Genomic DNA, 21,122 nt, shown 5'->3' on the forward strand with positions numbered 1-21,122 from the left:
ATGGGCATTGTTGTTTCAGTTGGTGGGGTTTCGTTTCCATCAAAGGCTGGTTTTATCCGCCGTTGCCAAGAGATCCTTCACAAGGAAGAAGACGGCAGCGAGATTGTTGGCGAAGACGCAGCGTTCGTCGATGCAATATTGAAGGGCCGTCCAGATAAAATTGTAGAAATCGGACCGAGAAAAGTTGTCCGATATCTGCGGAAGCACCACAGACACTGCAACACGCCGTGCTTCTTTGCCGAGCTGGATGATGGTTCAATTCTCGACTTCAGTTTCAAGAAGTTCATCGCCGCCTATCCGAATGCCACGGTAGCTTAGGCAGTGCAGGGCGTGGGTAGGTACGCCGCGCCCTGCCCACCGTACGCGTGCTGGCGGGGCCACTTCCTACGGCCCCTGCTACCGCCCAGTTACAGTGGCCGCCCCTACGCGCTGCCGCTACAGGAACAGCTCTTAGGACGCCTGAATATTTAGCGTAACTTACTGATATTATGCAGATAATTGCGCCAGAATTCTCGCCGTGTTTTCCTGTCCTGTTCAGCACAGGAGATCGCCATGAAGGTCTTGGTTAGAGACAAGCGCACCAACAAAGAGAAATGGCTTCCTTTGGAAAAGGCGGCGGAACTGATGCGCCTCGCCGCTGAGGAGCTTGAGTGGGCGTTTGAAGAATTCGGGCAATGCGAGTGCGAAGACCACATTGCCGTAGACCAGAAATGGTAGGCTGACCACTCACCCTAGCCTATTCGGAAAAGCGCGGGCATTGGCAACACTGATGCCCGCGCAACTGTTTACCCCTGCATTCCGGGAGGATTGCTTCAACCCTCCCCCCCCTTGCGCGGGTCCCATCTGAGCAGCTGCCGGGGGACCCGGTTAGGCCTGGAAGGCTCGTCGCTCAATATGCTTGCGTACGTCCCGCTGTGTCCTTTCGAAATTCGGCGTGAAAAATTTCCTGTCAACGCCATCACAAATTATCAGGAGCAAGGAAAGGCTTGCCGCATTGCCAGCCTTACCGCTTCAAACGAGTTGATTGACTTGAGCTGGCTAGAAGCAGTGATTGTACGCTCCACGGCCGTCACAATGTCGGTACGGGTCGCACCGTTTGGGATACAAACTCCGTCGCCCACGCTCAGGCTGTCAACGGTGGCTTGGATGTAGCCGTTACAAAAACTTATCCAGCTCTAGTTTGTGCGTGTGCACGCATCGGAGAAATTTGCCCCCTTCATCTGCATTTCAGGATCGAAGGCATAGGCTGGAGCAGAGACTAGTGTTACCGCCAAAAACAACTGCAATCGCCGCATTTTCAAGGCTCCTCAGATTCATCAAAAACGAAAATCGAAACATGAGGAGAGAGAAGCGTCAATTATAGTGCTTAGAACCGGCTGGACGGCACGATTTCACGCTTTGACGATTTTGGTTTGTTGTAACCGCGCGGTAACCCTGGCCATCTGGACGCTGTTGAACGTGAAAAGAAGCTGAGGCCAAAAACAACAAAAGCCGCGGAGAACCGCGGCTTTTGTTTATTTAGAATTTGGAGCGGGCGATGGGATTCGAACCCACGACCCCAACCTTGGCAAGGTTGTGCTCTACCCCTGAGCTACGCCCGCATAGCGTCCCTAGTCCGTGGCGGTGACCGCCTCGGCGTCGGTGGCGCAGTATATGAACTATGCTGAGACGGATTGCAACACCGAAATTGAAGAAATTTTTTTAGCCGTCGATTTGTGGATTTCCTGTGAAATCAAAGCCGGAAAATCGCAGATTTCTGCCGCTTTTTCTACCCTTAACCTCTTGTGGCCGGCAGCCAAATCGCGTTAGACAGCGCAAAAGCTCTCAAAATTCTCAGGAAAACCCATGCCGGCGACACGCGACGACCTACTGGCCTATTTCGAGGAACTCGGGATCCCTGTCACGACGGTGGATCACGAGCCCGTCTTTACAGTTGCCGAGTCCGGCGACCTGCATGACCGCATTCCCGGTGGCCACACCAAGAACCTGTTCGTGAAGGACAAGAAGGGAAGGCTGTTTCTGATCGTTGCCCTGCACGACGCGGAAATCGACCTGAAGAAAGTGCATCAGATCATCGGCGCTCAAGGGCGCGTATCTTTCGGCAATGCCGATCTTCTGATGGAGGTGCTGGGCGTGGAACCGGGTTCGGTGACCCCCTTCTCGCTGATCAACGACCGCGAAGCCCAAAGGGTCACGCCCGTGTTCGACGCAGCCATGATGCAACATGAAGTGCTGAATTATCACCCGTTGAAGAACAACGCGACGACGGCGATCTCCGCAGCCGACCTTCTGAAATTCGCCTCTGCTTGCGGCCACACGGCGCAGGTTCTGGCGGTCAGCGAAGAGGCCAAGGCAGCCGGCCTGTAACGGTCACCCACTTTCGGCAGGCGAAGGCGTTTGTATTTCGCGCGCAGTGGCTCCATGTTATGGGCCAAATCAACCCTTCAACGGCATTCACTTTGAGCCGGCAGGCCCCAGGCACCGGCAGGAAAATTCGAGGCGGCACATGAGCAACGGCAATTACAGCATCGGCGGCCAGGTCGGCGGCGGCTTTGGCGCCAGCATGGGTGGCGGTTATGGCGGCCAAATGGGCGGTGGCAGCATGGGCGGCGGCAACGGTGGTGGCGACACCCCTTCTGGCGACCTCATCTTCGACGTGACGACGCAGACCTTCATGGCCGATGTCATGGAAGCTTCCCGCCAGCAACCGGTTCTGGTTGATTTCTGGGCGCCCTGGTGCGGTCCGTGCAAGCAGCTGACACCGATCATCGAAGCTGCGGTGAAAGCCGCTGGCGGCCGCGTAAAGCTGGCCAAGATGAACATTGACGACCATCCGGAAATTGCCGGCCAGATGGGTATCCAGTCGATCCCGGCCGTGGTGGCCTTCAAGGATGGGCAGCCGGTGGACGGATTCATGGGCGCACAGCCGGAAAGCCAGATCCAGGCATTTATCGAGCGCGTTGCCGGCCCTGCCCCGGTCAGCCAGACCGACACCTTCCTGGAGCAGGGCGCAGAGCTTCTGCTGGCCAAGGATTATGGTCAGGCTGCCCAGCTTTTCGGCGCCGTGATGCAGATGGAACCGGACAACGTGACCGCGATTGCCGGCCTGGCACAGTGTTATATCGGTGCTGACGATCTGGAACGGGCCAAGCAGGCATTGGAACTGGTTCCGGAAGAAAAACACTCCGACGAAGCCTATGTGGCCGCCAAGGCCGCGGTGGAACTGGCCGAACAGGCAGCATCCCTCGGCGACCTTGCCGAGCTTCAGGATCGCATTGCCAAGGATCCGCTTGATCTGCAGGCCCGCTTCGACCTGGCTCTTGGCCTTAACGGCAAGGGCAACAAGGAAGGCGCAGTCGACGAACTGATCGAGATCGTTCGCCGCGACCGCGAGTGGAACGAGGACGGCGCGCGCAAGCAGTTGCTGCAGTTCTTCGAAGCCTGGGGTTTCAAGGATCCGGCCAGCGCCTACGGCCGTCGCAAGCTTTCCTCCGTGCTGTTTTCTTGACGACCGCCGCAACTGACACACATTTAAGAAACAGCACGAAGCTGGCAGTCATGCTGCGATAACGAAAACAAAGAAGGCATTGGAATGCAGGCGGGAAATGCCATTTACGAGACCATCGCGGATCTGCCGCCGGTCCTGCCCGTGTTTCCGCTTGCCGGTGCGTTGCTGTTGCCCCGCACACAGCTGCCGCTGAACATCTTCGAGCAACGCTACATCGACATGGTGGATGCCGCATTGGCCGGCAACCGCCTGATCGGCATGGTGCAGCCTTCTCCCGACCGTCATTCGGACGATCCGGACAATCCGGCTCTTGCCAGCGTCGGCTGCGTCGGAAGGCTCACCAGCTTTCAGGAAACCGGCGACGGGCGATACCTGATCACGCTGCAGGGTATCACCAGGTTTGCCGTTGGGCGCGAGCTTGAGGACTACAGCAGGTTCCGCCAGATCGAGTGCGATTTCTCCGCCTTTGCACATGACCTCAAGTGCGGCCAGGGCGAGGAGGAAGTCGACCGGACGAGCCTTCTGAGAACCTTGCGCGACTATCTGGACGCCAACAACCTGGAAGCCGACTGGCAAAGCGTGTCGGAAGCCGAAACCGAGGTGCTGGTCAACGCCCTGTGCATGATGTGCCCCTACGGCCCGCAGGAAAAGCAGGCCCTTCTGGAAGCCCGCGACCTGAAGACCCGTGCCGAAACCCTGATTGCCATCACCGAAATGGACATTGCCCGCTCGCAGAATGACGGCGGCACCACCTTGCAGTGAGTGCTCCGAACATGGCGCTCCAACCTGAAAGACACTCCCAGATGACAGAACCGACCGAACGCCCGGTTGACCGCAAGCTGCTGGAACTGCTGGTCTGCCCCGTGACCAAGACCACGCTGGAATATGACGCGGACGCCAAGGAACTGATTTCGCGCACCGCCAAGCTTGCCTACCCGATCCGCAACGGCATCCCGATCATGCTGCCCGATGAGGCGCGCAAGCTGGAAGGCTGAAGCCACCGGCCAGCAAAAAGCCCGGGCAATTGACCCCAGTCCCAAACCTAAATGTGGGCTTAGACGAAAAGCTTAAGCCGAACCCCTTGGACCAGCAGGGCTTTCAGGGTTCGAACAAGCTTTTAAAATCTGAAACAAGTAACAAACCGCGACGTCCCCGGCCCTGAAAACCGCCGTTCGTTGCACGGGAACCGGACATTCGTCGCGACATGCACGAACGGCAGCAGAGCTGGAAAAAGCGGACCTGGGGTCAGAACGCAAGTAAGCCTGATGTGAAGTCAACATAAGGGAACGACTGGGTTTACCATACTCCGAAGACAACTTTGTGTGGTCTTCCCATGCCAACTCAATCTTGAGTGTGTATGATTGCGCGCATAGTCAGCCAAAGGGGTTTTGATATGCGTCTGTATTCGGTTCCCGTGCTCGCTCTCGTTTTGATCCTTGGCCTGGCCCTGCCGCTCAGGGCGCAAAGCACCGATCCTTGTGCCGCTCCGCCAAGCGTGGATTCCACGTTCACCTGCCTTTTCAACATCTTCCCTCGCAGCCAAGGCAGTGCAGACAACCCCAGCATCGGCTGGGCGTTGGCGCAAGTGGTGGCCAAGAACGGCGGGTCGGGCCCTATTGCCTCCGATGGTCCCTTGGTCATCGTGAATGGCTACGGTGTATTTGTTTATGACGGCAAACAGGCCTCCGCTGGCAAGCTGCTGGACCATGTGCTCACCCGCAACGACCCGGCCACAGGTTTCGTGCAGGCGACGGCGTTGTCGCACATTGGCCCCGCCCTGGCCTATCTTGCGGCGCTGAAGGCGGACAACTCTCCGCTCTTTGAAAAGCTGTTGTCGGACCTGGAGTCCCGCATCGCCCATGCTGCATCGCAGCTGAAGCTTAACCCTGACTGGATCAGCAAGCTGGAGGCGCCCTCCTGGAAGGAACGCCCGGACGAGATCAACGCCATGATGACCTATGGGATGTGGATGGCGCTGGATTATGTCCAACGTGTCCGTGCCGGGAAGGTGAAGAATTTTGACGCCAAGTCGGTCGCGGAAGATTTCTACAATGGCGGTGACAAGCGCTATGAAGTGCCGTTCAACAACGTGATGATCGGCACCTTCATGCTGGCGGCACTCAACAGTGTCCAGGAGTTGCAAATGATGATCGCCAACAACACCGACACAATCAACTGGGCTGACGCCCGTGTTGTGGTGCACATGCCCATCGGCACCAATTATGGGGCGGGGCTGACCTTGTCGACCAACCAGCTTGCGGCGGCCCTGCCTGTCTTGAGCGACGGCAAGATCGGGGCAGAGAACATCCTGATCATGCCCTATGCGGTGGCCCCCTGCACGAATGTTTCGGTGATCACACAGTGCCCGCTTGAAGTGTTTACCAGCGATCTCAATGCTGCGACTTACGGTTTTTATTCGCAGACCGCTTGGCTGGGTGTCTACAATCGCACCCAGATCGCGCGGAATGCGTTCTACAATGTCGACGACATTGAAACGGTGTTATCGAAGCAAATCCCCGGAGATTACCCGTTGACCTCGGCGGATGACATCGATGCCTTCATGATGCGGCTCAAGTATTCGCTGATCAACGGTGACCAGCTGCTGTCAAACTCGGTTGGGTTCTGGCTGCCGGGCGCGCTGAAAGCCAACGGGTGGGACACCAGCACGCTGAAAATTCCCGGCGTGAACGCCGGGTTCCCGAAGGGTGTCAAGCGATACCCCAAGCCGAAAAGCTAGAGTATCCTGCGGTCAAGTGAACTGCGGTGAATGCCATAACCGTCATCGCTGCGGTCGATTTGTATCGGTCTGCAGTACCGCGCAGACTGCGCCGCCGATCTTGCCCCTCCAATTGCCGTACGGAATGGTTTCAGCACGCAGGGAGCCGTGGACTAATAAAAGCCGAGGGCCTTGAATGGCGAGTGAGCGGACTTAGCTGCCATCTACATTGTCGCGGGCAACGTCCGCTTTCTCACTTCGACGAGGCTTGCTGGAACACCTGGTACTGCGCGTCGAATGCTCGCTTGTAGGAGGGTCGCTCTGCCGCACGCGCGATGTAATCCATAAAGATTGGATACTCTTCCAGTATTCCCGATCCCTCTAACCTGCGGATCGCGTGAACCATAAGGATATCGGCTGCGCTGAAAGGTCCGGCCAACCAGGCCGGCTCTCCCAAGGCGGCGGCGAGTTGATCCAGCCGTGTTCGGATGCGGTCATCGACCATGGCGAACCGTTCCGCTTGCCAACTCTTGTCGGCCTCGAAATACTTGACGTAGTCGCGCTCGATGATCGGAGGCTCAACCGTGTTCAGGGCAGCGAACATCCAGCTTATCGCCCGTGCGCGTCCTGCTCCATCGCCGGGCAGCAGGCCAGCGTGACGCTCCGCGATGTGGAACACGATGGCCCCAGATTCGAACAAAGCCACGTCACCGTCTTCATAGGTTGGTATCTGACCGAAGGGCTGGAGGGCGAGGTGCGCTGGCTGCTTCAATTCTTTGAAAGTCACCAGTCGCACATCATAGGACTGGCCGACTTCCTCAAGCGCCCAACGGACACGCATATCACGCGCAAGGCCGACACCTTTGTCGGGAGATGATTTGAATGCGGTGATGGTGGGCACGGGTTCTCCAACGCGAATTTTGGATGGGTGCGTTTAAGAAAAGTCTCTTACAAAGCTGACTTTGCTGCAAAATGCAGCATTGGTCAAAGCGGGCTCAAACCGGCCATGCCGCGGGGTGGAACAATCGACTTCACTGGCGCCGCTTACGGCCCGAAGTGGACGTTCACCTGCTGATACGCTGCTGCGGTGAAGTTGGCCGAAGCTACCATTCATTGCATTTGCGAAGACGGGCCCCCGCCAGATCACTGCTTCACGGATGAAGCAGACTTTTGCTGCGGCTTCACCAGAGGCTGATTTCGTCTTCTGGGTGCAGCATCCAGCGCTAATACTGCTACGTATTTTTGAAAATTGCACTCAGAAGGCTTTGCAGTAACTTTGGCTCGTCAGCCAAGTGTTCCGGCAACCTTTTCTGCGATCCCCATGACCCTGCGGAGCCGGGCGGATGGCTCGGAGCCTTTTCGCACGATCGACCACAGGTCGTGGTGGCGGCGATGAGGCAATGTCGCGACGGTCAGTTGTTCGCGCCCGGGAAAGGCTTCGATCGCGCTGCGGGGCAACAGGGTGTAGCCGATGCCGCAGGCGACGGGTGCAGGGATCTGTCCGATCTGGTTCACGACGGTCCGCACGCGCAGGCGGTCAGCGCCGCTGAAGGTGTCGGGAAAGTTCAGGGCCAGCAGATCGTTGGCGTAGGCAAACCCGTCAGGATGGGCCACGAACCCGCGGTTTTCCAGATCCTTGAAAGTCACCGGCACATCGGTCGCCTCTGCGGGCAGGACTAGGCACAGCTCCTCCTGTCCGATCATTTTGGCATCCAGACGCGGGTGATTTGGGTCCTGCCCGATCACGCCCAGATCAAAGCGCCCCTCCAGCACGCCTGACAGCACGCTGGCCTGCGGGGCCGCTTCGAGATGGATCGCCAATTGCGGGGCACCGCGCATCACTGCTATCAGTTGCGGATAGAGTAGCTGTGCAAAGCTACCCGAGCAGGCGATCCGCACTTCACCGATGTCCGGATCGTCGGCGGTGATCGAAGCGCGCAGCTGCCGTTCCTGGGCCCTGCGCGCAAGACCCAGGTCGCGTACCGCCTCGCCCGCCGGGGTCAAAGTAAAGCTCTTGCCCTCCTGTGCGATCAGGCGTTGTCCGACTTGTCGCTCCAACTTGCGCAGCTGCTGCGACACGCCGGGTTGCGTCATGTTCAGACGCGCGGCAGCGCGGGTAAAATGACCGCTTTCCGCGAGAGTGACGAAGGTTTCAAGCCAGGTTGCATTCAGCATGCCATCATTACGATCCGTTTGGAAATCCATTCCGAACGATAATTTCACATTGATACGCGCCGCGTCTATCTGTCTTTCGAGCATACACCGAAAGGACAAGACTATGGCTCCGACACCACGCACGTTTTCCCACATCGGGATCTCTGTCCCCGATCTGGACGCAGCCGTAAAATTCTATTCCGAAGTGATGGGATTCTACATCCTCATGGCCCCTAGCGAAGTGACCGAGGACGACAGTGCCATCGGCGTGATGTGCACCGACGTCTTCGGCCCCGGCTGGGACCGGCTGCGGATCGCACACCTGTCGACTGCGGACGGAATCGGGTTCGAGTTGTTCGAGTTCAAGGGCAACGAGGAACCCGAAGACAACTTCGCCTACCGCCGTCACGGCACGTTCCACTTCGCGGTACAGGATCCCAACCTCGAAGACCTTCTGGAAAAGATCGTTGCCGCCGGTGGCAAGCAGCGCATGCCCGTGCGCGAATACTTCCCGGACGAAAAGCCCTTCCGCATGGTCTACGTCGAGGACCCGTTCGGCGTCGTCTTCGAGCTTTATAGCCACAGCTATGAGCTGACCTATTCGAACGGGGCCTATTCCTGAGGAGCGCAGGTGACCGGCCATCACCGCCCGGAACTTTTTTCCATCCGTCCCGTTCAAATTTAAACCCTACTCCGTCGAGAATGAGATCCATGACCCCATCACGCCAAGAAAACCGCAGGTTCGTCCTTGCAGAGCGCCCCCACGGAGAACCTGACGCGAATACCTTGCGACTCGAGACGTCCGACATACCCAAGGCGGGCAAGGGCGAGATGCTTTTGCAAAACGAATTCCTGTCGCTCGACCCCTACATGCGGGGCCGGATGAGCGACGCACCGTCCTATGCCGACCCGGTGGGCATGGGCGAGGTGATGATCGGGGGAACGGTCGCCAGAGTTGTCACCTCGGACGTCGAGGGGTTCAAGGAAGGCGACTGGGTGCAAGCCTTTGGCGGTTGGCAGGACTACGCGGTGTCGGATGGCAAGGGCATCATCAACATGGGCTCGAAGCCGGAAAATCCCTCCTGGGCACTTGGCGTGCTGGGGATGCCGGGGCTGACGGCATGGGCCGGGCTGACACAGATCGGACAGCCCAAGGCGGGCGAGACGATCGTCGTGGCCGGAGCTAGTGGGCCCGTGGGTGCTACTGTCGGACAGATCGGCAAGATCCTGGAGTGCCGCGTCGTCGGCATTGCCGGTGGTGCGGAAAAGTGCGGTCATGTGGTGAACACGCTCGGGTTTGACGCCTGCGTGGATTACAAGGCGGACGGGTTTCGCGATGCACTGAAAGATGCGACTCCCGACGGGATCGACGTCTATTTCGAGAATGTCGGTGGCGCCGTTTTTGATGCTGTCCTTCCGTTGTTGAATACCGGGGCACGCGTCCCTGTCTGCGGCCTGATCTCGCAATACAACGCCACATCCCTGCCTGACGGACCGGACCGCCTGAGCCTGCTGATGCGCGCCATCCTGACCAAGCGGATGACCATGCGGGGGTTCATCGTCTTCGACGACTTCGGGCACCTTTATCCTGACTTTGCAAGCCAGATGGGCGAGTGGGTCCGAGACGGCAGGATAAAGTACCGCGAAGAGATGATCGCGGGACTGGAACAGGCGCCGGAGGCATTCATTGGCCTTCTGAGAGGCGACGCATTCGGCAAACGTGTCATCAAGCTGAACGATTGAACCCCAATTTTAAAGGAAAATCCCATGAAAATACTGATGGTTCTGACGTCCCACGATGAACTCGGCGACACCGGCAAAAAGACCGGTTTCTGGCTCGAGGAATTCGCTGCGCCCTACTACGTGTTCAAGGATGCCGGTGCCCAGATCACCCTGGCCTCGCCCAAGGGAGGGCAGCCGCCGCTGGATCCCTCCAGCGATACCGAGGACGCTCAGACCGATGCGACAGAGCGGTTCAAGTCAGACGACGCGGCCCAGAAGGATCTGGCGAATACCACCAAGCTGTCGAACATTTCGGCAGATGACTTCGACGCCATCTTCTATCCCGGTGGCCACGGACCGCTCTGGGATCTGGCCGAGGACTCGGACAGCCGAACCCTGATCGAGACCTTTTCCGCCAATGATCGCCCGATCGGCGCGGTCTGTCACGCGCCCGCCGTCTTTCGCCACACTCAGGGTGCCGACGGGAAGTCGCTGGTCTCCGGCAAGACAGTCACCGGCTTTACCAATACCGAGGAAGAGGGCGTCGGCCTGACCGATGTGGTGCCGTTCCTTGTAGAGGACATGCTGAAATCAAACGGTGGCAACTACAAAAAGGGTGATGACTGGGCGTCCTTCGTGGTGACCGACGGCAAGCTCGTCACTGGCCAGAACCCGGCCTCGTCGGCAGAGGCCGCAAGGAAGCTGCTGGCGCTGCTCTAGTCCTGCGGTTGCCGACCCCAAGTGACCTCGAGCGCTCGCCGCTTTCGCAGGTCCACGTTTAAAACGTGCGACCCAGAACCGGCGAGCGCTCCGGCCAGGCCTCCCAGAAAAAGGCGATCTGCCTCTAATCGTTATTCTCGATGCCCTACAAAGCGAGCCGGGATACACAGCCGCCACGCAGGCCGCCGGTCCGATGGCTTCACCCGTTTGAACTCATGAAAAGAAGGGTTCCAAGCCAATGAACATTCTCATTGCCGGCGCCACAGGCAAAACCGGCCTCTTATTGACGCAGGATTTGTTGGACCAAGGGCATACCGTCACGGCCCTTGTGCGCGAGAGTTCCGACACCTCCACCCTGCCAGAACACACTGACCTGCGTCGTGGCGACCTGACGGATTTGCAGCCTGGCGTCTGCGACGGCGCCGAAATGCGCTTGAAGCACTTGGTACGAAGAGGCCGGAGCAACCGTTTGAAGCCCGGCACACCGGCCCGGGCCCTTCATGGTGAGGGCGTCAGTAGCCTCGGAACATCGGCAGGATGTTCAGGATGATCAGCTGGCGGACAAAGATGATCGCCAGCAGCAGGATCACCGGAGAAATGTCGACACCGCCGAGATCGGGCAGGAACCGCCGGATCGGCCTGAGCGCGGGCTCCGTCAGATTGTAGAGAACCCGGCCAATGGAATTGATGATCTGATTGCTCGAATTGACGATGTTGAAGGCATAGAGCCAGGAGAAGATCGCGCTGGCGATGATCACATACGTGTAGAGTTCCAGGGCGAGCAGTATCACGTTGAAGAGTGCGGTCATGGTCCGGTCCGTTGCCGTTCGAAATCTGGTCTTGCCCTCATGTAGCTTCCTGACAGCCCTGCTGCAAGACGGCAGCGTCACCGACATTTGATTGTGCTTAAGCTTCGCACCAGCAACAGGGCGGTGCGGAAATGCAACAGTCCAACAAAACCCTCTCAGCTTAGGGTTTGTGTAAGCCCTTCTCGTGCTATCTTCCTGCTAACGGAATTCCTTGTCGGATGGGGTTGAATGTTCAAGTTGATGACGCGCGCCGCGCTGGCGCTTGCTCTAAGCGCTGTGTCTGGAGCCGCTCTGGCGCAGAGTGGAGACCTGTCTGAGCAGGATGCGAACCGCCAGTTCGTGGTTGACCTCGGTGTCGGCGCCATTGTCCAGCCGCGTTACGAGGCTGCAGACTCCTATCTGGTCTACCCCTTCCCGATCGTTTCGGTCGGCCGCTTCTACTTCCCCGGCCTGGGCCAGGTTGTCGATGGCCGCCGCAAGTCCGGTGTGTTCTTCTACCCGTCGTTCAACTTCATCGGCGAGCGCAAGGCCAGCGACAGCACCGATCTGACCGGCACCAACACCATCGACTGGGCGCTTGAACTCGGTCTCGGCGGTGGTTTCCGCACCGAGCATTTCCGCGCTTTCGCCGAACTGCGTCAGGGCATCAACGGGCACACGGGCCAGGTTGGTCAGCTCGGCCTCGACGGCATCGTCTATCCCGCTGAAAAGTGGGAAGTCAGCTTCGGTCCGCGTGCGGGCTTTGCCTCTGACGAATACATGGACACCTATTTCGGCGTGAGCTCGACCGAAGCAGCCAACAGTGGTGGCCGCCTGACGAAGTTCAACCCGAGCGCCGGCTTCAAGAGCGTCGGCCTGGCAGCCCGCGCCAGCTACGATTTCAACGACGACGTCCGCCTGCACCTGCAAGGTGGCTATGACCGGCTGGTTGGCGACGCGGCGGACAGCCCGATCGCCAAGAACGGCAGCGAAAACCAGTTCAGCATCGGTGCCGGCGTGACCTACCGTTTCGCTTTCGACCTGTTCTAGGAAACCCGTTTCCGCAATGTTCAAGATGCTGCCGCACCACGTGTGGCAGCATTTTTTGTTTCTGGTCGAACAACACGCCGGTTGATCCGCCTGTTCGGGACATACATCCCGGGAACGCGTGGAAGTTCTTCAGATCAAAATCTGTTTGACCTGTCCTGCAGGCACGATCATTGCGCATCCCGTGCCTGCGTTTCGGCAAAGCCGGAACGCTCACTTCGCGAAGTGTCAAGTCGGAAGGACGGAGAACCGCTCGGACGCACCTAGTAGGCGCAGGGGACGAGCTTGATGCCGTTCGGCAGCTTCGTGTTCTCGTCGCCGCAAGCACCAAGGATGCGGCTGGGGTCGAGATTATAGGCACCCGACAGATCCGCACCGGCGAGACGGGTACGGCGCAGAAGAGCGCCATCGAAATCAACACCCTTCAGATTTGCGCCCGTCAGGTCCGAACTGACCAGCCGCACGCCTGTGAAATCCGCCCCGGAAAAATTGGCGTTATGAGCCTTGACCCTGTCGAGCTTGGCCTGGCGCATGCGGGCATCCTGGAAGTTGGCGCCATTCAGGTCCACGCGCTCCAGGTTGGCATCATCCATCTTGGCACCCTTGAAGGAAGCCGCGTCCGCAATCGACCGGGTCAACAGGACATTGCGCATGTCCGCGCCGTCGAAAACGGCTCCATTTGCCTCAACCGTGTTCAGGTCCGCGTCCCGAAGGTCCGCATCCTGGAAATTCGATTTGTTCAGATTGGCTTTTTCAAGATCGACGGAGCGCATGTTCGCACCGGAAAAATCGCTACCGGAGAAATCCGCCCGCTCGGCTTCCGTCCGCCGGAAATCGGAGCCCTTGAAATTCGCGTCTTTCAACAAGGCTTCCTTGAGGTCGACTTCCCGCAGATTGGCACGGCCGAAATCACCGTTCTCAAGAACCAGACCACGAAGCTCCGCCAGCCGAAGATCGCAACCGGGGCAACCGCCCTTTTCCTTGATCTCGGCCATGCGCTCTTGGTCACTGCCAGCCTGTGCGCCACCGGCTGCCACCAGCAGGGCCATGGCGCCAACGCAGCCTGCAAGAACTCGGGTCACCCTGTTTTTCATCGCGAATCCCTTTGCCAATCTCCACCTAAAGATAGGTCGCACTTGTGGCGGTTGAAGGACTGTATCCGATCAGAAGATTGAAAAAGTGAGAAAATGAGGCAGATCCGCTTCACATCGTGGCGATCCTTTGCCGCAGGGCGGGCATCATCGCCGGGAAGCAAGGGAGGGAGGGAAGAAGCAGGCGGGGTCGCGAGTGCCCACTTCTTCCGTCCATCTAAGCGCTGACGACGCACTACCTGACAATCAGCGTGCCAATCAAAACGCAAAAGCCTTGCCAATTTGTTTTCAAAGCCATTCAAACCAGATCTGGTTCCGTTCAAACCGCCTGACACAAGATGCTGATTCCGTTTAGACTTTCTTCACATCTGCTGCATTGCAAATTGCAACGCCACCTGCAAACACGGCTAACAAAAGGTTAAGAAATTGAGCTGGACGCCCGTCAGGAAATCTCTTCCTTGACGTCGATGGTCGAGCGCTTGCCGATGTCGTCATAGTGCCGCTCGAGCCATTCCTGCGCGGTCTTGCGCCCAAGGTCCTTGAGATCGGTGAGAAACGCCCATTCGGCATTGAGTTTCGACGAGGCCTGCAGCGGCTTCAGCTCCCCGGCGGAAATCCGGTGCATGTTGACCTTCATGTATTCCTCGCTCGACAGCTTACCTTCCTCGATCAGGCGCGTGACGAAGTCGATGGCCCGGAGTTCGCGAAGGAGCGTGGAATTGAAGGTGATCTCGTTGAGCCGGTTGACGATCTCCCGCGCGGTCTTCGGCACCTTGCGCCGTTCGATCGGGTTGATCTGGATGAGCATCACATCCGGCGTGTCGGTGTCGTAGAACAGCGGATAAAGCGGCGGATTGCCCATGTAGCCGCCATCCCAATAGGGCTCGCCCTCGATTTCCACCGCCTGGAACACCTGCGGCAGACACGCAGATGCCATCACCGCATCCAGCGTGACTTCCTTTTCGCTGAACACCCGGATCTTGCCGGTGAAGACGTTGGTTGCCGAAACGAAGATCTTCATGTGTTCGCATTGGTGAACACGGTCGAAATCGACGGTTTTTTCCAGAACATCGCGCAGCGGATTGGCGTTGAGCGGATTGAATTCGTAAGGCGACGCAAACCGCGTCAGCACATCGAAGAACAGATAGCTGGGGGAATGATCAAGGCTCCACTCCCCCAGGAACACGTCCAGCGGCGAACGCTGGATCGGGCTGTATTTGGCCTGTCGGCTGACCTCGTACCAGAAAGCTTCCAGGCGCTCTCTCGCACCGTCTTCGCCGCCGTCCTGCATGCCGCCGGCAAGCACCACCGCATTCATGGCACCGGCCGACGTGCCGCTGATGGCGTCGATCTTCAGCCGCTTGTCTTCCAGGAACCAGTCCAGAACGCCCCAGGTGAAGGCGCCGTGTGCGCCGCCACCTTGAAGGGCAAGGTTGATCTTCTTAGGCGCGGCCATGACGGCTCCCTTGTTCCGGTGGTTCGGCGATGGCCGCGGGCGGGCATCAGCCCGCACCGCGAGCAGCGTGGATCAGTGTGCGGTCCAGCCGCCATCAATGGGCAGGATCGAACCGGTGATCGATGATGCCGTATCGGAGCACAGGAACACCGCATAGCCCGCCACCTGTTCAATGGTCACGAACTGCTTCGTCGGCTGCGCGGCCAGCATGACGTCGTTCTTGACCTGCTCTTCGGTCATGTTGCGCGCCTTCATTGTGTCGGGGATCTGCGCTTCCACCAGCGGTGTCCAGACATAGCCAGGGCAGATGGCGTTGACGGTGATGCCCTGCTGCGCGACTTCCAGCGCCACGGTCTTGGTGAGACCGGCAATGCCGTGCTTGGCGGCCACATAGGCGGACTTGTAGGGCGAGGCGACCAGCGCGTGGGCGGAAGCCGTGTTGATGATCCGTCCCCAGCCCTTGGACTTCATGCCGGGCAGCGCGGCGCGGATCGCATGGAAGGCGGACGTCAGGTTGATGGCGATGATGGCATCCCACTTGTCGACCGGGAATTCATCGACCGGCGACACGAACTGGATGCCGGCATTGTTGACCAGGATATCGACACCGCCGAATTCCTTTTCCGCATCGGCGATCATGCCGGCGATCTCGTCGCCCTTCAGCATGTTTGCCGGCGAATAGGTGCAGCGCACCCCGAAATCCGCCTCGATGGCGGCCCGGGTCTTTTCGATCTCATCGGCATCACCCAACCCGTTGATCACGACATTGGCGCCTTTTTCCGCGAAGGCGCGGGCGCAGCCGAGCCCGATGCCCGAAGTGGATCCGGTGATGACGGCGGTTTTGTTGGCAAGCATTTGGGATCTCCCTTGATCGGCGGATCATCGGCCGGGAGTGTCCGGCCATCCGGAAACGGATCGTTGAAAGGCTTGGCCTCGTTCTGCCTTCCACGAAAGGCAACAAGGCGTCAGAACAGAAAATTTCAGGCACACATTCGACCAGTTATCGCCGCACTGCAACATCGGAATGATGAAATTTGATCCATGTTGCCTTCATCAACGCCGGTTCATGCGCTGCGCCCCTTCAAGCGCCTTGCGTGCACGGGCCCTGGCTGCATCCCGCGTTTCCTCCACTTTGGAAAGATCTTCCTGTCGAAGCCCGAGTTGCGCGGCAAAGCGTTCGCGGATCAGGCCGTAGAAGGTCGCGTGCAGGCTGGCAAACGCCCAGACCAGGATCAGCATGGTGCCCATCGGAAAGATCGCAGAGCGGATCTGCTGCCACAAGACGCTGGCAGGCATCAATCCATCGCTAACGCCAAGAACGACCGCCCAGATGCCGACCAGGAAACCTGCAAGCAGGCTCATCACCAGCGCCGCAAAGGCCATGGCCCAGCCAAGCCCGGACGTTGCCCGCCAGCTTTCCTTGAGCGTCAGCGGATCGTCCACCGCCGATGCCGGCAGCACGACGGAAAAGCGTTGCACCACCATCAGTGCAACGAACGGTGCCAGAAACAGGAGCAGCAGTCCGATGCCCGCCGTGACCGCGGCCAGCAGCAGGGAAACAATCACCAGCGGTATCAGTGACAGGGCGCCGATCAGGCTGAGGACGATCTGGTTGAGAATGACGCGTATGTTGCGCGCCCCGAAGGTGACCGGAAAATCCCGCGCGTCGATCAGGATGCGCCGCACATAGGCAATGGCGATGGAAAAGCCGACCAGCAGGTTGGCAATGGCTGCCAGCGCCCTGAGCGCGCCTTCGTCGGCAGCGGCCACCGGCTCGGTCATGTAGGAAACGGTCTTGAAGCCGCTTTCCGGCATCAGCGATCCGCCAATGGCGAAATTCAGGGCGACCAGAAGCAGGATATAGGCCCAGCCGGTTTTCAGAAGCGTCCCGAAATTATGCTGCGCCAACGACAGCGAACGTTCCAGAACGGTGAAAAACATGGTCTGCTCCGGTTGCTTGCAACGGCCGCAGGATACGCGATTCAGGCCGGCGCACCAGCCCCCTCCGGCCGCTCCATCGCGATCCGGTACCCTGCCGTCAGGATCGAGATGCCCAGCACCGTGACGATGATCTGCACCAGCACGTTGAGCACGAGGATCTTCATCTGGATGAGGGCTGCCGGCAGGCCGCCGGACAGAAGACCAAGAAGATACTGCAGCCCCTCGCCAACGGCGACAAAAGGCAGGATCAGGATGAGCGCAGCCAGGAACATCGGCATGCCGAGGCCTTTTCCGAACTGAAGCATCTGACTGAAGCCGAGCGGTCGCTCAACGGCAACGGCCGGCAGGCTGAGGTTCAGACGGAACAGGAACGGGGCGAGAATGAATATCGCGACGATCCACAAAACCACCGTCATGGCGGTGCTGTTGAACAGGCTCGACAGCACACCAATCACCAGCCCTGCAGGCAGCACGACAACCACTGCGGCCAGGGACAGCAGAAGCATTTGCCCGATGAAGCGGAACTCGACAGCGCCAACGCGAAAGTGCAGAGGTCCCGGCCGCTCGTTCAGCAGACCGAACCGGTGCCAGGCGACCGAAATGGATGCGGACGACAGCAGCGCAATCACCATGGTCGTCAGCAGCAGCAGGACCGTCGTTCCGGAAATATCTTCAGGCGCGGTCGCCTCATCGATCTGCGCGCCATTCGCCAGAATGAAGAGAGACAGCACAAACTGCAGGAGAAACCAGCCACCACAAACCTTGAACACGGTTTCCAGATTGCCAAAGACAATGGAAACAGAGTCCGACAGCAACCGTTTCAACATGCAGCACCCTCCACAACAAGACGGCCGACGGTTAGGGCCGGCCCATGCAAGCTCATAGCGGGCTGAAAACCATGTGGCAACGTCCGCGAGCCTGAAGATCGACCTGCCTTTGCCGCGGCTCTGCCATTGCCCTTTTTTGCCGCACGCCCTAATCATGCGCTGGAAAGTCGGCCCCAGTTCCCTCATATGAGGGGCAAACGCTCAAAACCCGTTGGTTCCTGTGATGATCGATGATTTCGCGAAAGCCCTGCCCCGCCGCTCCTCCGTCGGTGTGAAGGTCGGCAATGTGATGGTTGGCGGCGATGCACCCATCGTGGTGCAATCCATGACCAATACAGACACGGCGGATGCCGATGCAACCGTCGCGCAGGTGGCCGCGCTCGCCCGCGCCGGCTCTGAAATCGTCCGCATCACCGTGGACCGTGCGGAAGCGGCCGCCCAGGTGCCGCGGATCAAGGAACGGCTGGAGCGGATCGGCATTACGGTGCCGCTCGTCGGCGACTTCCACTACATCGGCCACAAGCTGCTGACCGACTATCCCGACTGCGCCGCCGCGCTCGACAAGTACCGCATCAACCCGGGCAACGTCGGCTTCAAGGCCAAGCGCGACACACAGTTCTCGCAGATCATCGACATCGCACAGAAGCACGACAAGGCCGTCCGGATCGGCGTCAACTGGGGCTCTCTCGACCAGGAACTTCTGACGAAGCTGATGGACGAGAATGCCGAAAGTGCAAATCCGGTTTCAGCAGCGGCCGTCATGCGCGAAGCGATTATCCAGTCCGGACTTCTGTCCGCCGAGCGCGCCGAAGGCCTCGGCATGGGCCGTGACAAGATCATTCTCTCGGCCAAGGTCAGCCAGGTGCAGGACCTGATCGCCGTTTATGCCGATCTCGCCCGTCGCTGCGACTATGCCCTGCATCTCGGCCTCACCGAAGCCGGCATGGGCACCAAGGGCATCGTTTCCTCCGCCGCTTCCATGGGCATCCTGCTGCAGCAGGGCATTGGCGACACCATCCGCGTGTCGCTGACGCCGGAACCGGGCGGCGACCGCACACGCGAGGTGCAGGTGGCTCAGGAGCTTTTGCAGGTGATGGGCTTCCGCGCCTTTGTGCCGGTGGTGGCCGCCTGCCCCGGCTGTGGCCGCACAACGTCCACCGTTTTCCAGGAACTGGCCCAGGACATTCAGGACCACATCCGTGTTTCCATGCCCAAGTGGCGTGAACAATATCCGGGCGTTGAAAGCCTCAACGTGGCCGTGATGGGCTGCATCGTCAACGGCCCGGGCGAATCCAAGCATGCTGACATCGGCATTTCCCTGCCCGGCACCGGCGAAACCCCCTCTGCGCCTGTCTTCATCGACGGCGAGAAGGTCATGACCCTGCGCGGGCCCGGCATTGCCGACGAGTTCAAGCAGATGGTTCTGGACTATATCGAAAAGCGCTACGGCACCGGCAGCAAGTCGTCTTCCGACGCTGCCTGACCCCGCAAGGAACACCATCCCATGATGCAGCCGGGCGCCCCCGAGCCAAAGAAAAAGCCGGTTCTGGTGATCACCTCCCAGGTGGTCCGTGGCGGTATCAGCGGTCGCGGTCTGACCTTCGCACTTGAACGGATCGGCCACGATGTCTGGTTTCTGCCGACCATCCTGCTGCCGTGGCATCCCGGACAAGGCAAGGGTACCCGCATCGTTGCCCCTGCAGCAGATTTCACCGCCATTGTTGAGGATCTTGCCGCATCCCCGAAACTGGCCGAAGTCGGCGCGGTGATTTCCGGCTATCTCGGCAATCCGGAACAGGCGGCCGCGATCGCGTCACTTGTGAAGGCGGTCAAGACCCGCAATCCGGATGCACCATACCTGTGCGATCCGGTCATGGGCGACCAGCACGACGGCAGCGGCAACCTTTATGTGCCCACGGCAACGGCCGAGGCAATCCGGGACCAGCTGGTGCCCCTGGCCGATGTCGTCACGCCCAACGCCTTTGAACTCGGCTGGCTGACGGGCCGCGAGATCGACAGCGAAATGCAGGCTCTCGCCGCCGCCCGGGTTCTCGGCAACGAGCGCGTTATGGTGACCTCCTCGCCAGCCCTGCGCCGCAATGCCATTGCCAACCTTCTGGCAGGCCCGCGTGGCGCCGTTGCCGCCGAGCATGCTTCCATCGCGAATCCACCGCACGGCACCGGAGACCTGATCGCAGGCCTGTTCCTGGCCAACCTTCTGGCCGGTCAAAACGACGAGGAAGCCCTGAAACGTGCGTCGGCCTCCGTTTTTGAGCTGGTTGCCCGCAGCGTGCGCAAGGGCGCGGACGAATTGCTGTTCGCCGAGGAGCAGAACTCCGTGGTGAAGGCAATGGCCCTCGTCACCTCGCGCCGGGTTCTGGAAGCAAAGGCCCGTGCCTGACGAGGCAGGCACAAGGGTTGCCGGTGTCGACGGCTGCAAGGCCGGCTGGGTTGCGGTCATCCGCAATCTGGAAGACGCCGCCGATCTGGATCTCATCGTCTTTCCGACCTTCGCGGATATTGTCGGACACACCCCGCATCTTGCGATTGTCGCTGTCGACATGCCCATCGGCTTGCCGGACCGCATCGGCCCTGGCGGGCGCGGCCCGGAAAAGGCTGCTCGCAAGCACCTTGGCATGCGCCAATCCTCGGTGTTTTCTGTGCCCGCTCGCCCCGCCGTTTATGAAGACGATTACCTGAAGGCCTGCAACACGGCACTCGCCACGTCCGACCCGCCGAAAAAAGTCTCCAAGCAGTGTTTCTTCCTGTTCCCGAAAATACGGGAAATCGACGCCCTGATGACACCGGAGCTGGAGACACGCGTCCACGAGGTGCACCCGGAACTTGCCTCCTGGCGCCTCAACGGCGGAGCGGAAATGAGCCTGCCTAAGAAGGTCAAGAGCCGCGCCAACCCGACAGGCCTCGACCAGCGGCGGGACCTTCTCGTCTCCAAGGGGTTGCCCGGAGAGTTTCTTGACCAGAGCCCCCCGCGCGGCTGCGGACGCGACGACCTTCTGGATGCCGCCGCCAACAGCCTGATTGCCGAGCGGATCTTTCGGGGAGAAGCGGAACCGTTTCCGAAGGACTTCCGCCGCGATGAGCGCGGCCTGAGGATGGCGATCTGGGCGTAATGCGCCCGCGGTGCCCATTTT

At 59.5% G+C, this 21,122-nt stretch carries 24 protein-coding genes and 1 tRNA gene; 15 read left to right on the forward strand and 10 right to left on the reverse strand.

The window, feature by feature from the left end; translation table 11 throughout:
- Positions 1-318 (forward strand): DUF3223 domain-containing protein, encoded by a 318-nt coding sequence (locus ACVDG9_RS23865; RefSeq protein ID WP_447239163.1) that lies wholly within the window; start codon positions 1-3, stop codon positions 316-318.
- 234 nt (positions 319-552) lie between these two features.
- Entirely contained in the window at positions 553-717 is a 165-nt protein-coding gene (locus ACVDG9_RS23870; protein WP_248153302.1) for a hypothetical protein, read from the forward strand.
- Between the two features lie 251 nt (positions 718-968).
- On the opposite strand, the gene ACVDG9_RS23875 is transcribed toward ACVDG9_RS23870, so the two are convergent.
- On the reverse strand, positions 969-1,169 hold the full coding sequence (locus ACVDG9_RS23875; protein ID WP_447239362.1) for a Rap1a/Tai family immunity protein: 201 nt from the start codon (positions 1,167-1,169) through the stop codon (positions 969-971).
- A gap of 357 nt (positions 1,170-1,526) precedes the next feature.
- Positions 1,527-1,601, reverse strand: a tRNA-Gly gene (locus ACVDG9_RS23880).
- A 244-nt stretch (positions 1,602-1,845) separates the two neighbouring features.
- On the opposite strand from ACVDG9_RS23880, the gene ACVDG9_RS23885 reads away from it, so the two are divergent.
- The 5 genes from ACVDG9_RS23885 (at position 1,846) to ACVDG9_RS23905 (ending at position 6,245) form a co-directional block, all read left to right on the forward strand.
- Positions 1,846-2,367: a prolyl-tRNA synthetase associated domain-containing protein gene (locus ACVDG9_RS23885; RefSeq protein ID WP_023002782.1), complete on the forward strand. Its 522-nt coding sequence runs from the start codon at positions 1,846-1,848 to the stop codon at positions 2,365-2,367.
- Between the two features lie 139 nt (positions 2,368-2,506).
- The gene (gene trxA, locus ACVDG9_RS23890) at positions 2,507-3,508 is read left to right on the forward strand and encodes a thioredoxin (RefSeq protein ID WP_023002781.1); all 1,002 of its coding nucleotides are present in this window, start codon (positions 2,507-2,509) and stop codon (positions 3,506-3,508) included.
- A gap of 84 nt (positions 3,509-3,592) precedes the next feature.
- Positions 3,593-4,270 (forward strand): LON peptidase substrate-binding domain-containing protein, encoded by a 678-nt coding sequence (locus ACVDG9_RS23895; RefSeq protein ID WP_023002780.1) that lies wholly within the window; start codon positions 3,593-3,595, stop codon positions 4,268-4,270.
- Positions 4,271-4,311: 41 nt separating this feature from the next.
- Positions 4,312-4,503: a Trm112 family protein gene (locus ACVDG9_RS23900; RefSeq protein WP_031270137.1), complete on the forward strand. Its 192-nt coding sequence runs from the start codon at positions 4,312-4,314 to the stop codon at positions 4,501-4,503.
- Positions 4,504-4,937: 434 nt separating this feature from the next.
- The gene (locus ACVDG9_RS23905) at positions 4,938-6,245 is read left to right on the forward strand and encodes a DUF5624 domain-containing protein (RefSeq protein WP_447239164.1); all 1,308 of its coding nucleotides are present in this window, start codon (positions 4,938-4,940) and stop codon (positions 6,243-6,245) included.
- A 232-nt stretch (positions 6,246-6,477) separates the two neighbouring features.
- On the opposite strand, the gene ACVDG9_RS23910 is transcribed toward ACVDG9_RS23905, so the two are convergent.
- Positions 6,478-7,065 carry a glutathione S-transferase family protein gene (locus tag ACVDG9_RS23910; RefSeq protein ID WP_447239363.1) on the reverse strand — a complete coding sequence of 196 codons (588 nt, stop codon included), beginning with the start codon at positions 7,063-7,065 and terminating at the stop codon, positions 6,478-6,480.
- 443 nt (positions 7,066-7,508) lie between these two features.
- Entirely contained in the window at positions 7,509-8,429 is a 921-nt protein-coding gene (locus tag ACVDG9_RS23915; RefSeq protein WP_447239165.1) for a LysR family transcriptional regulator, read from the reverse strand.
- Positions 8,430-8,502: 73 nt separating this feature from the next.
- Here ACVDG9_RS23915 and ACVDG9_RS23920 point away from each other — a divergent pair, with 73 nt between their 5' ends.
- The 4 genes from ACVDG9_RS23920 (at position 8,503) to ACVDG9_RS23935 (ending at position 11,370) form a co-directional block, all read left to right on the forward strand.
- A complete protein-coding gene (locus tag ACVDG9_RS23920; RefSeq protein ID WP_075284119.1) occupies positions 8,503-9,000 on the forward strand; it encodes a lactoylglutathione lyase family protein in 498 nt (165 codons plus the stop codon).
- Positions 9,001-9,089: 89 nt separating this feature from the next.
- Positions 9,090-10,121 carry an NADPH-dependent curcumin/dihydrocurcumin reductase gene (gene curA / locus ACVDG9_RS23925; RefSeq protein WP_447239166.1) on the forward strand — a complete coding sequence of 344 codons (1,032 nt, stop codon included), beginning with the start codon at positions 9,090-9,092 and terminating at the stop codon, positions 10,119-10,121.
- A 24-nt stretch (positions 10,122-10,145) separates the two neighbouring features.
- Complete coding sequence (locus tag ACVDG9_RS23930) at positions 10,146-10,820, forward strand: type 1 glutamine amidotransferase domain-containing protein (protein WP_447239167.1); 675 nt, start codon at positions 10,146-10,148, stop codon at positions 10,818-10,820.
- Between the two features lie 238 nt (positions 10,821-11,058).
- Positions 11,059-11,370 (forward strand): NAD(P)H-binding protein, encoded by a 312-nt coding sequence (locus ACVDG9_RS23935; protein ID WP_447239168.1) that lies wholly within the window; start codon positions 11,059-11,061, stop codon positions 11,368-11,370.
- Here the strand turns inward: ACVDG9_RS23935 and ACVDG9_RS23940 are convergent.
- Entirely contained in the window at positions 11,333-11,629 is a 297-nt protein-coding gene (locus tag ACVDG9_RS23940) for a YggT family protein (protein ID WP_023002770.1), read from the reverse strand. The two genes, ACVDG9_RS23935 and ACVDG9_RS23940, sit on opposite strands and share 38 nt — an antisense overlap.
- Positions 11,630-11,857: 228 nt before the next feature.
- Here ACVDG9_RS23940 and ACVDG9_RS23945 point away from each other — a divergent pair, with 228 nt between their 5' ends.
- On the forward strand, positions 11,858-12,658 hold the full coding sequence (locus ACVDG9_RS23945) for a MipA/OmpV family protein (protein WP_023002769.1): 801 nt from the start codon (positions 11,858-11,860) through the stop codon (positions 12,656-12,658).
- Positions 12,659-12,918: 260 nt separating this feature from the next.
- On the opposite strand, the gene ACVDG9_RS23950 is transcribed toward ACVDG9_RS23945, so the two are convergent.
- The 5 genes from ACVDG9_RS23950 to ACVDG9_RS23970 form a co-directional block, all read right to left on the reverse strand.
- Complete coding sequence (locus ACVDG9_RS23950) at positions 12,919-13,749, reverse strand: pentapeptide repeat-containing protein (RefSeq protein ID WP_023002768.1); 831 nt, start codon at positions 13,747-13,749, stop codon at positions 12,919-12,921.
- Between the two features lie 439 nt (positions 13,750-14,188).
- A complete protein-coding gene (locus ACVDG9_RS23955) occupies positions 14,189-15,202 on the reverse strand; it encodes a patatin-like phospholipase family protein (protein ID WP_031270129.1) in 1,014 nt (337 codons plus the stop codon).
- A gap of 72 nt (positions 15,203-15,274) precedes the next feature.
- Positions 15,275-16,057: a 3-hydroxybutyrate dehydrogenase gene (locus tag ACVDG9_RS23960; RefSeq protein WP_023002766.1), complete on the reverse strand. Its 783-nt coding sequence runs from the start codon at positions 16,055-16,057 to the stop codon at positions 15,275-15,277.
- 198 nt (positions 16,058-16,255) lie between these two features.
- Entirely contained in the window at positions 16,256-17,143 is an 888-nt protein-coding gene (locus ACVDG9_RS23965; RefSeq protein WP_055659867.1) for a hypothetical protein, read from the reverse strand.
- A gap of 41 nt (positions 17,144-17,184) precedes the next feature.
- Positions 17,185-17,970 (reverse strand): hypothetical protein, encoded by a 786-nt coding sequence (locus ACVDG9_RS23970; protein ID WP_447239169.1) that lies wholly within the window; start codon positions 17,968-17,970, stop codon positions 17,185-17,187.
- Positions 17,971-18,193: 223 nt separating this feature from the next.
- On the opposite strand from ACVDG9_RS23970, the gene ispG reads away from it, so the two are divergent.
- The 3 genes from ispG to ACVDG9_RS23985 are packed head-to-tail and all read left to right on the forward strand — an operon-like array spanning position 18,194 to position 21,101.
- Positions 18,194-19,453, forward strand: coding sequence for a flavodoxin-dependent (E)-4-hydroxy-3-methylbut-2-enyl-diphosphate synthase (gene ispG, locus ACVDG9_RS23975; protein ID WP_075284112.1), 1,260 nt, complete (start codon positions 18,194-18,196; stop codon positions 19,451-19,453).
- A 21-nt stretch (positions 19,454-19,474) separates the two neighbouring features.
- Positions 19,475-20,371: a pyridoxal kinase gene (pdxY, locus tag ACVDG9_RS23980; RefSeq protein ID WP_447239170.1), complete on the forward strand. Its 897-nt coding sequence runs from the start codon at positions 19,475-19,477 to the stop codon at positions 20,369-20,371.
- The gene (locus ACVDG9_RS23985) at positions 20,364-21,101 is read left to right on the forward strand and encodes a DUF429 domain-containing protein (protein WP_447239171.1); all 738 of its coding nucleotides are present in this window, start codon (positions 20,364-20,366) and stop codon (positions 21,099-21,101) included. Before pdxY ends, ACVDG9_RS23985 begins: the two co-directional genes overlap by 8 nt.
- Positions 21,102-21,122 lie beyond the last annotated feature (21 nt).

Source organism: Roseibium sp. RP-7, assembly GCF_053005225.1.

Coding starts and splice junctions, on each gene's coding strand:
- ACVDG9_RS23895 (WP_023002780.1), top strand. CDS start 3,593: ATGCAGGCGGGAAATGCCATTTACGAGACCATCGCGGATCTGCCGCCG.
- trxA (WP_023002781.1), top strand. CDS start 2,507: ATGAGCAACGGCAATTACAGCATCGGCGGCCAGGTCGGCGGCGGCTTT.
- curA (WP_447239166.1), top strand. CDS start 9,090: ATGACCCCATCACGCCAAGAAAACCGCAGGTTCGTCCTTGCAGAGCGC.
- ACVDG9_RS23955 (WP_031270129.1), bottom strand. CDS start 15,202: ATGGCCGCGCCTAAGAAGATCAACCTTGCCCTTCAAGGTGGCGGCGCA.
- ACVDG9_RS23900 (WP_031270137.1), top strand. CDS start 4,312: ATGACAGAACCGACCGAACGCCCGGTTGACCGCAAGCTGCTGGAACTG.
- ACVDG9_RS23920 (WP_075284119.1), top strand. CDS start 8,503: ATGGCTCCGACACCACGCACGTTTTCCCACATCGGGATCTCTGTCCCC.
- ACVDG9_RS23940 (WP_023002770.1), bottom strand. CDS start 11,629: ATGACCGCACTCTTCAACGTGATACTGCTCGCCCTGGAACTCTACACG.
- ACVDG9_RS23870 (WP_248153302.1), top strand. CDS start 553: ATGAAGGTCTTGGTTAGAGACAAGCGCACCAACAAAGAGAAATGGCTT.
- ACVDG9_RS23865 (WP_447239163.1), top strand. CDS start 1: ATGGGCATTGTTGTTTCAGTTGGTGGGGTTTCGTTTCCATCAAAGGCT.
- ACVDG9_RS23915 (WP_447239165.1), bottom strand. CDS start 8,429: ATGGATTTCCAAACGGATCGTAATGATGGCATGCTGAATGCAACCTGG.
- ACVDG9_RS23885 (WP_023002782.1), top strand. CDS start 1,846: ATGCCGGCGACACGCGACGACCTACTGGCCTATTTCGAGGAACTCGGG.
- ACVDG9_RS23950 (WP_023002768.1), bottom strand. CDS start 13,749: ATGAAAAACAGGGTGACCCGAGTTCTTGCAGGCTGCGTTGGCGCCATG.
- ACVDG9_RS23970 (WP_447239169.1), bottom strand. CDS start 17,970: ATGTTGAAACGGTTGCTGTCGGACTCTGTTTCCATTGTCTTTGGCAAT.
- ACVDG9_RS23910 (WP_447239363.1), bottom strand. CDS start 7,065: ATGCGTGTCCGTTGGGCGCTTGAGGAAGTCGGCCAGTCCTATGATGTG.
- ACVDG9_RS23965 (WP_055659867.1), bottom strand. CDS start 17,143: ATGTTTTTCACCGTTCTGGAACGTTCGCTGTCGTTGGCGCAGCATAAT.
- ACVDG9_RS23930 (WP_447239167.1), top strand. CDS start 10,146: ATGAAAATACTGATGGTTCTGACGTCCCACGATGAACTCGGCGACACC.
- pdxY (WP_447239170.1), top strand. CDS start 19,475: ATGATGCAGCCGGGCGCCCCCGAGCCAAAGAAAAAGCCGGTTCTGGTG.
- ispG (WP_075284112.1), top strand. CDS start 18,194: ATGATCGATGATTTCGCGAAAGCCCTGCCCCGCCGCTCCTCCGTCGGT.
- ACVDG9_RS23935 (WP_447239168.1), top strand. CDS start 11,059: ATGAACATTCTCATTGCCGGCGCCACAGGCAAAACCGGCCTCTTATTG.
- ACVDG9_RS23945 (WP_023002769.1), top strand. CDS start 11,858: ATGTTCAAGTTGATGACGCGCGCCGCGCTGGCGCTTGCTCTAAGCGCT.
- ACVDG9_RS23960 (WP_023002766.1), bottom strand. CDS start 16,057: ATGCTTGCCAACAAAACCGCCGTCATCACCGGATCCACTTCGGGCATC.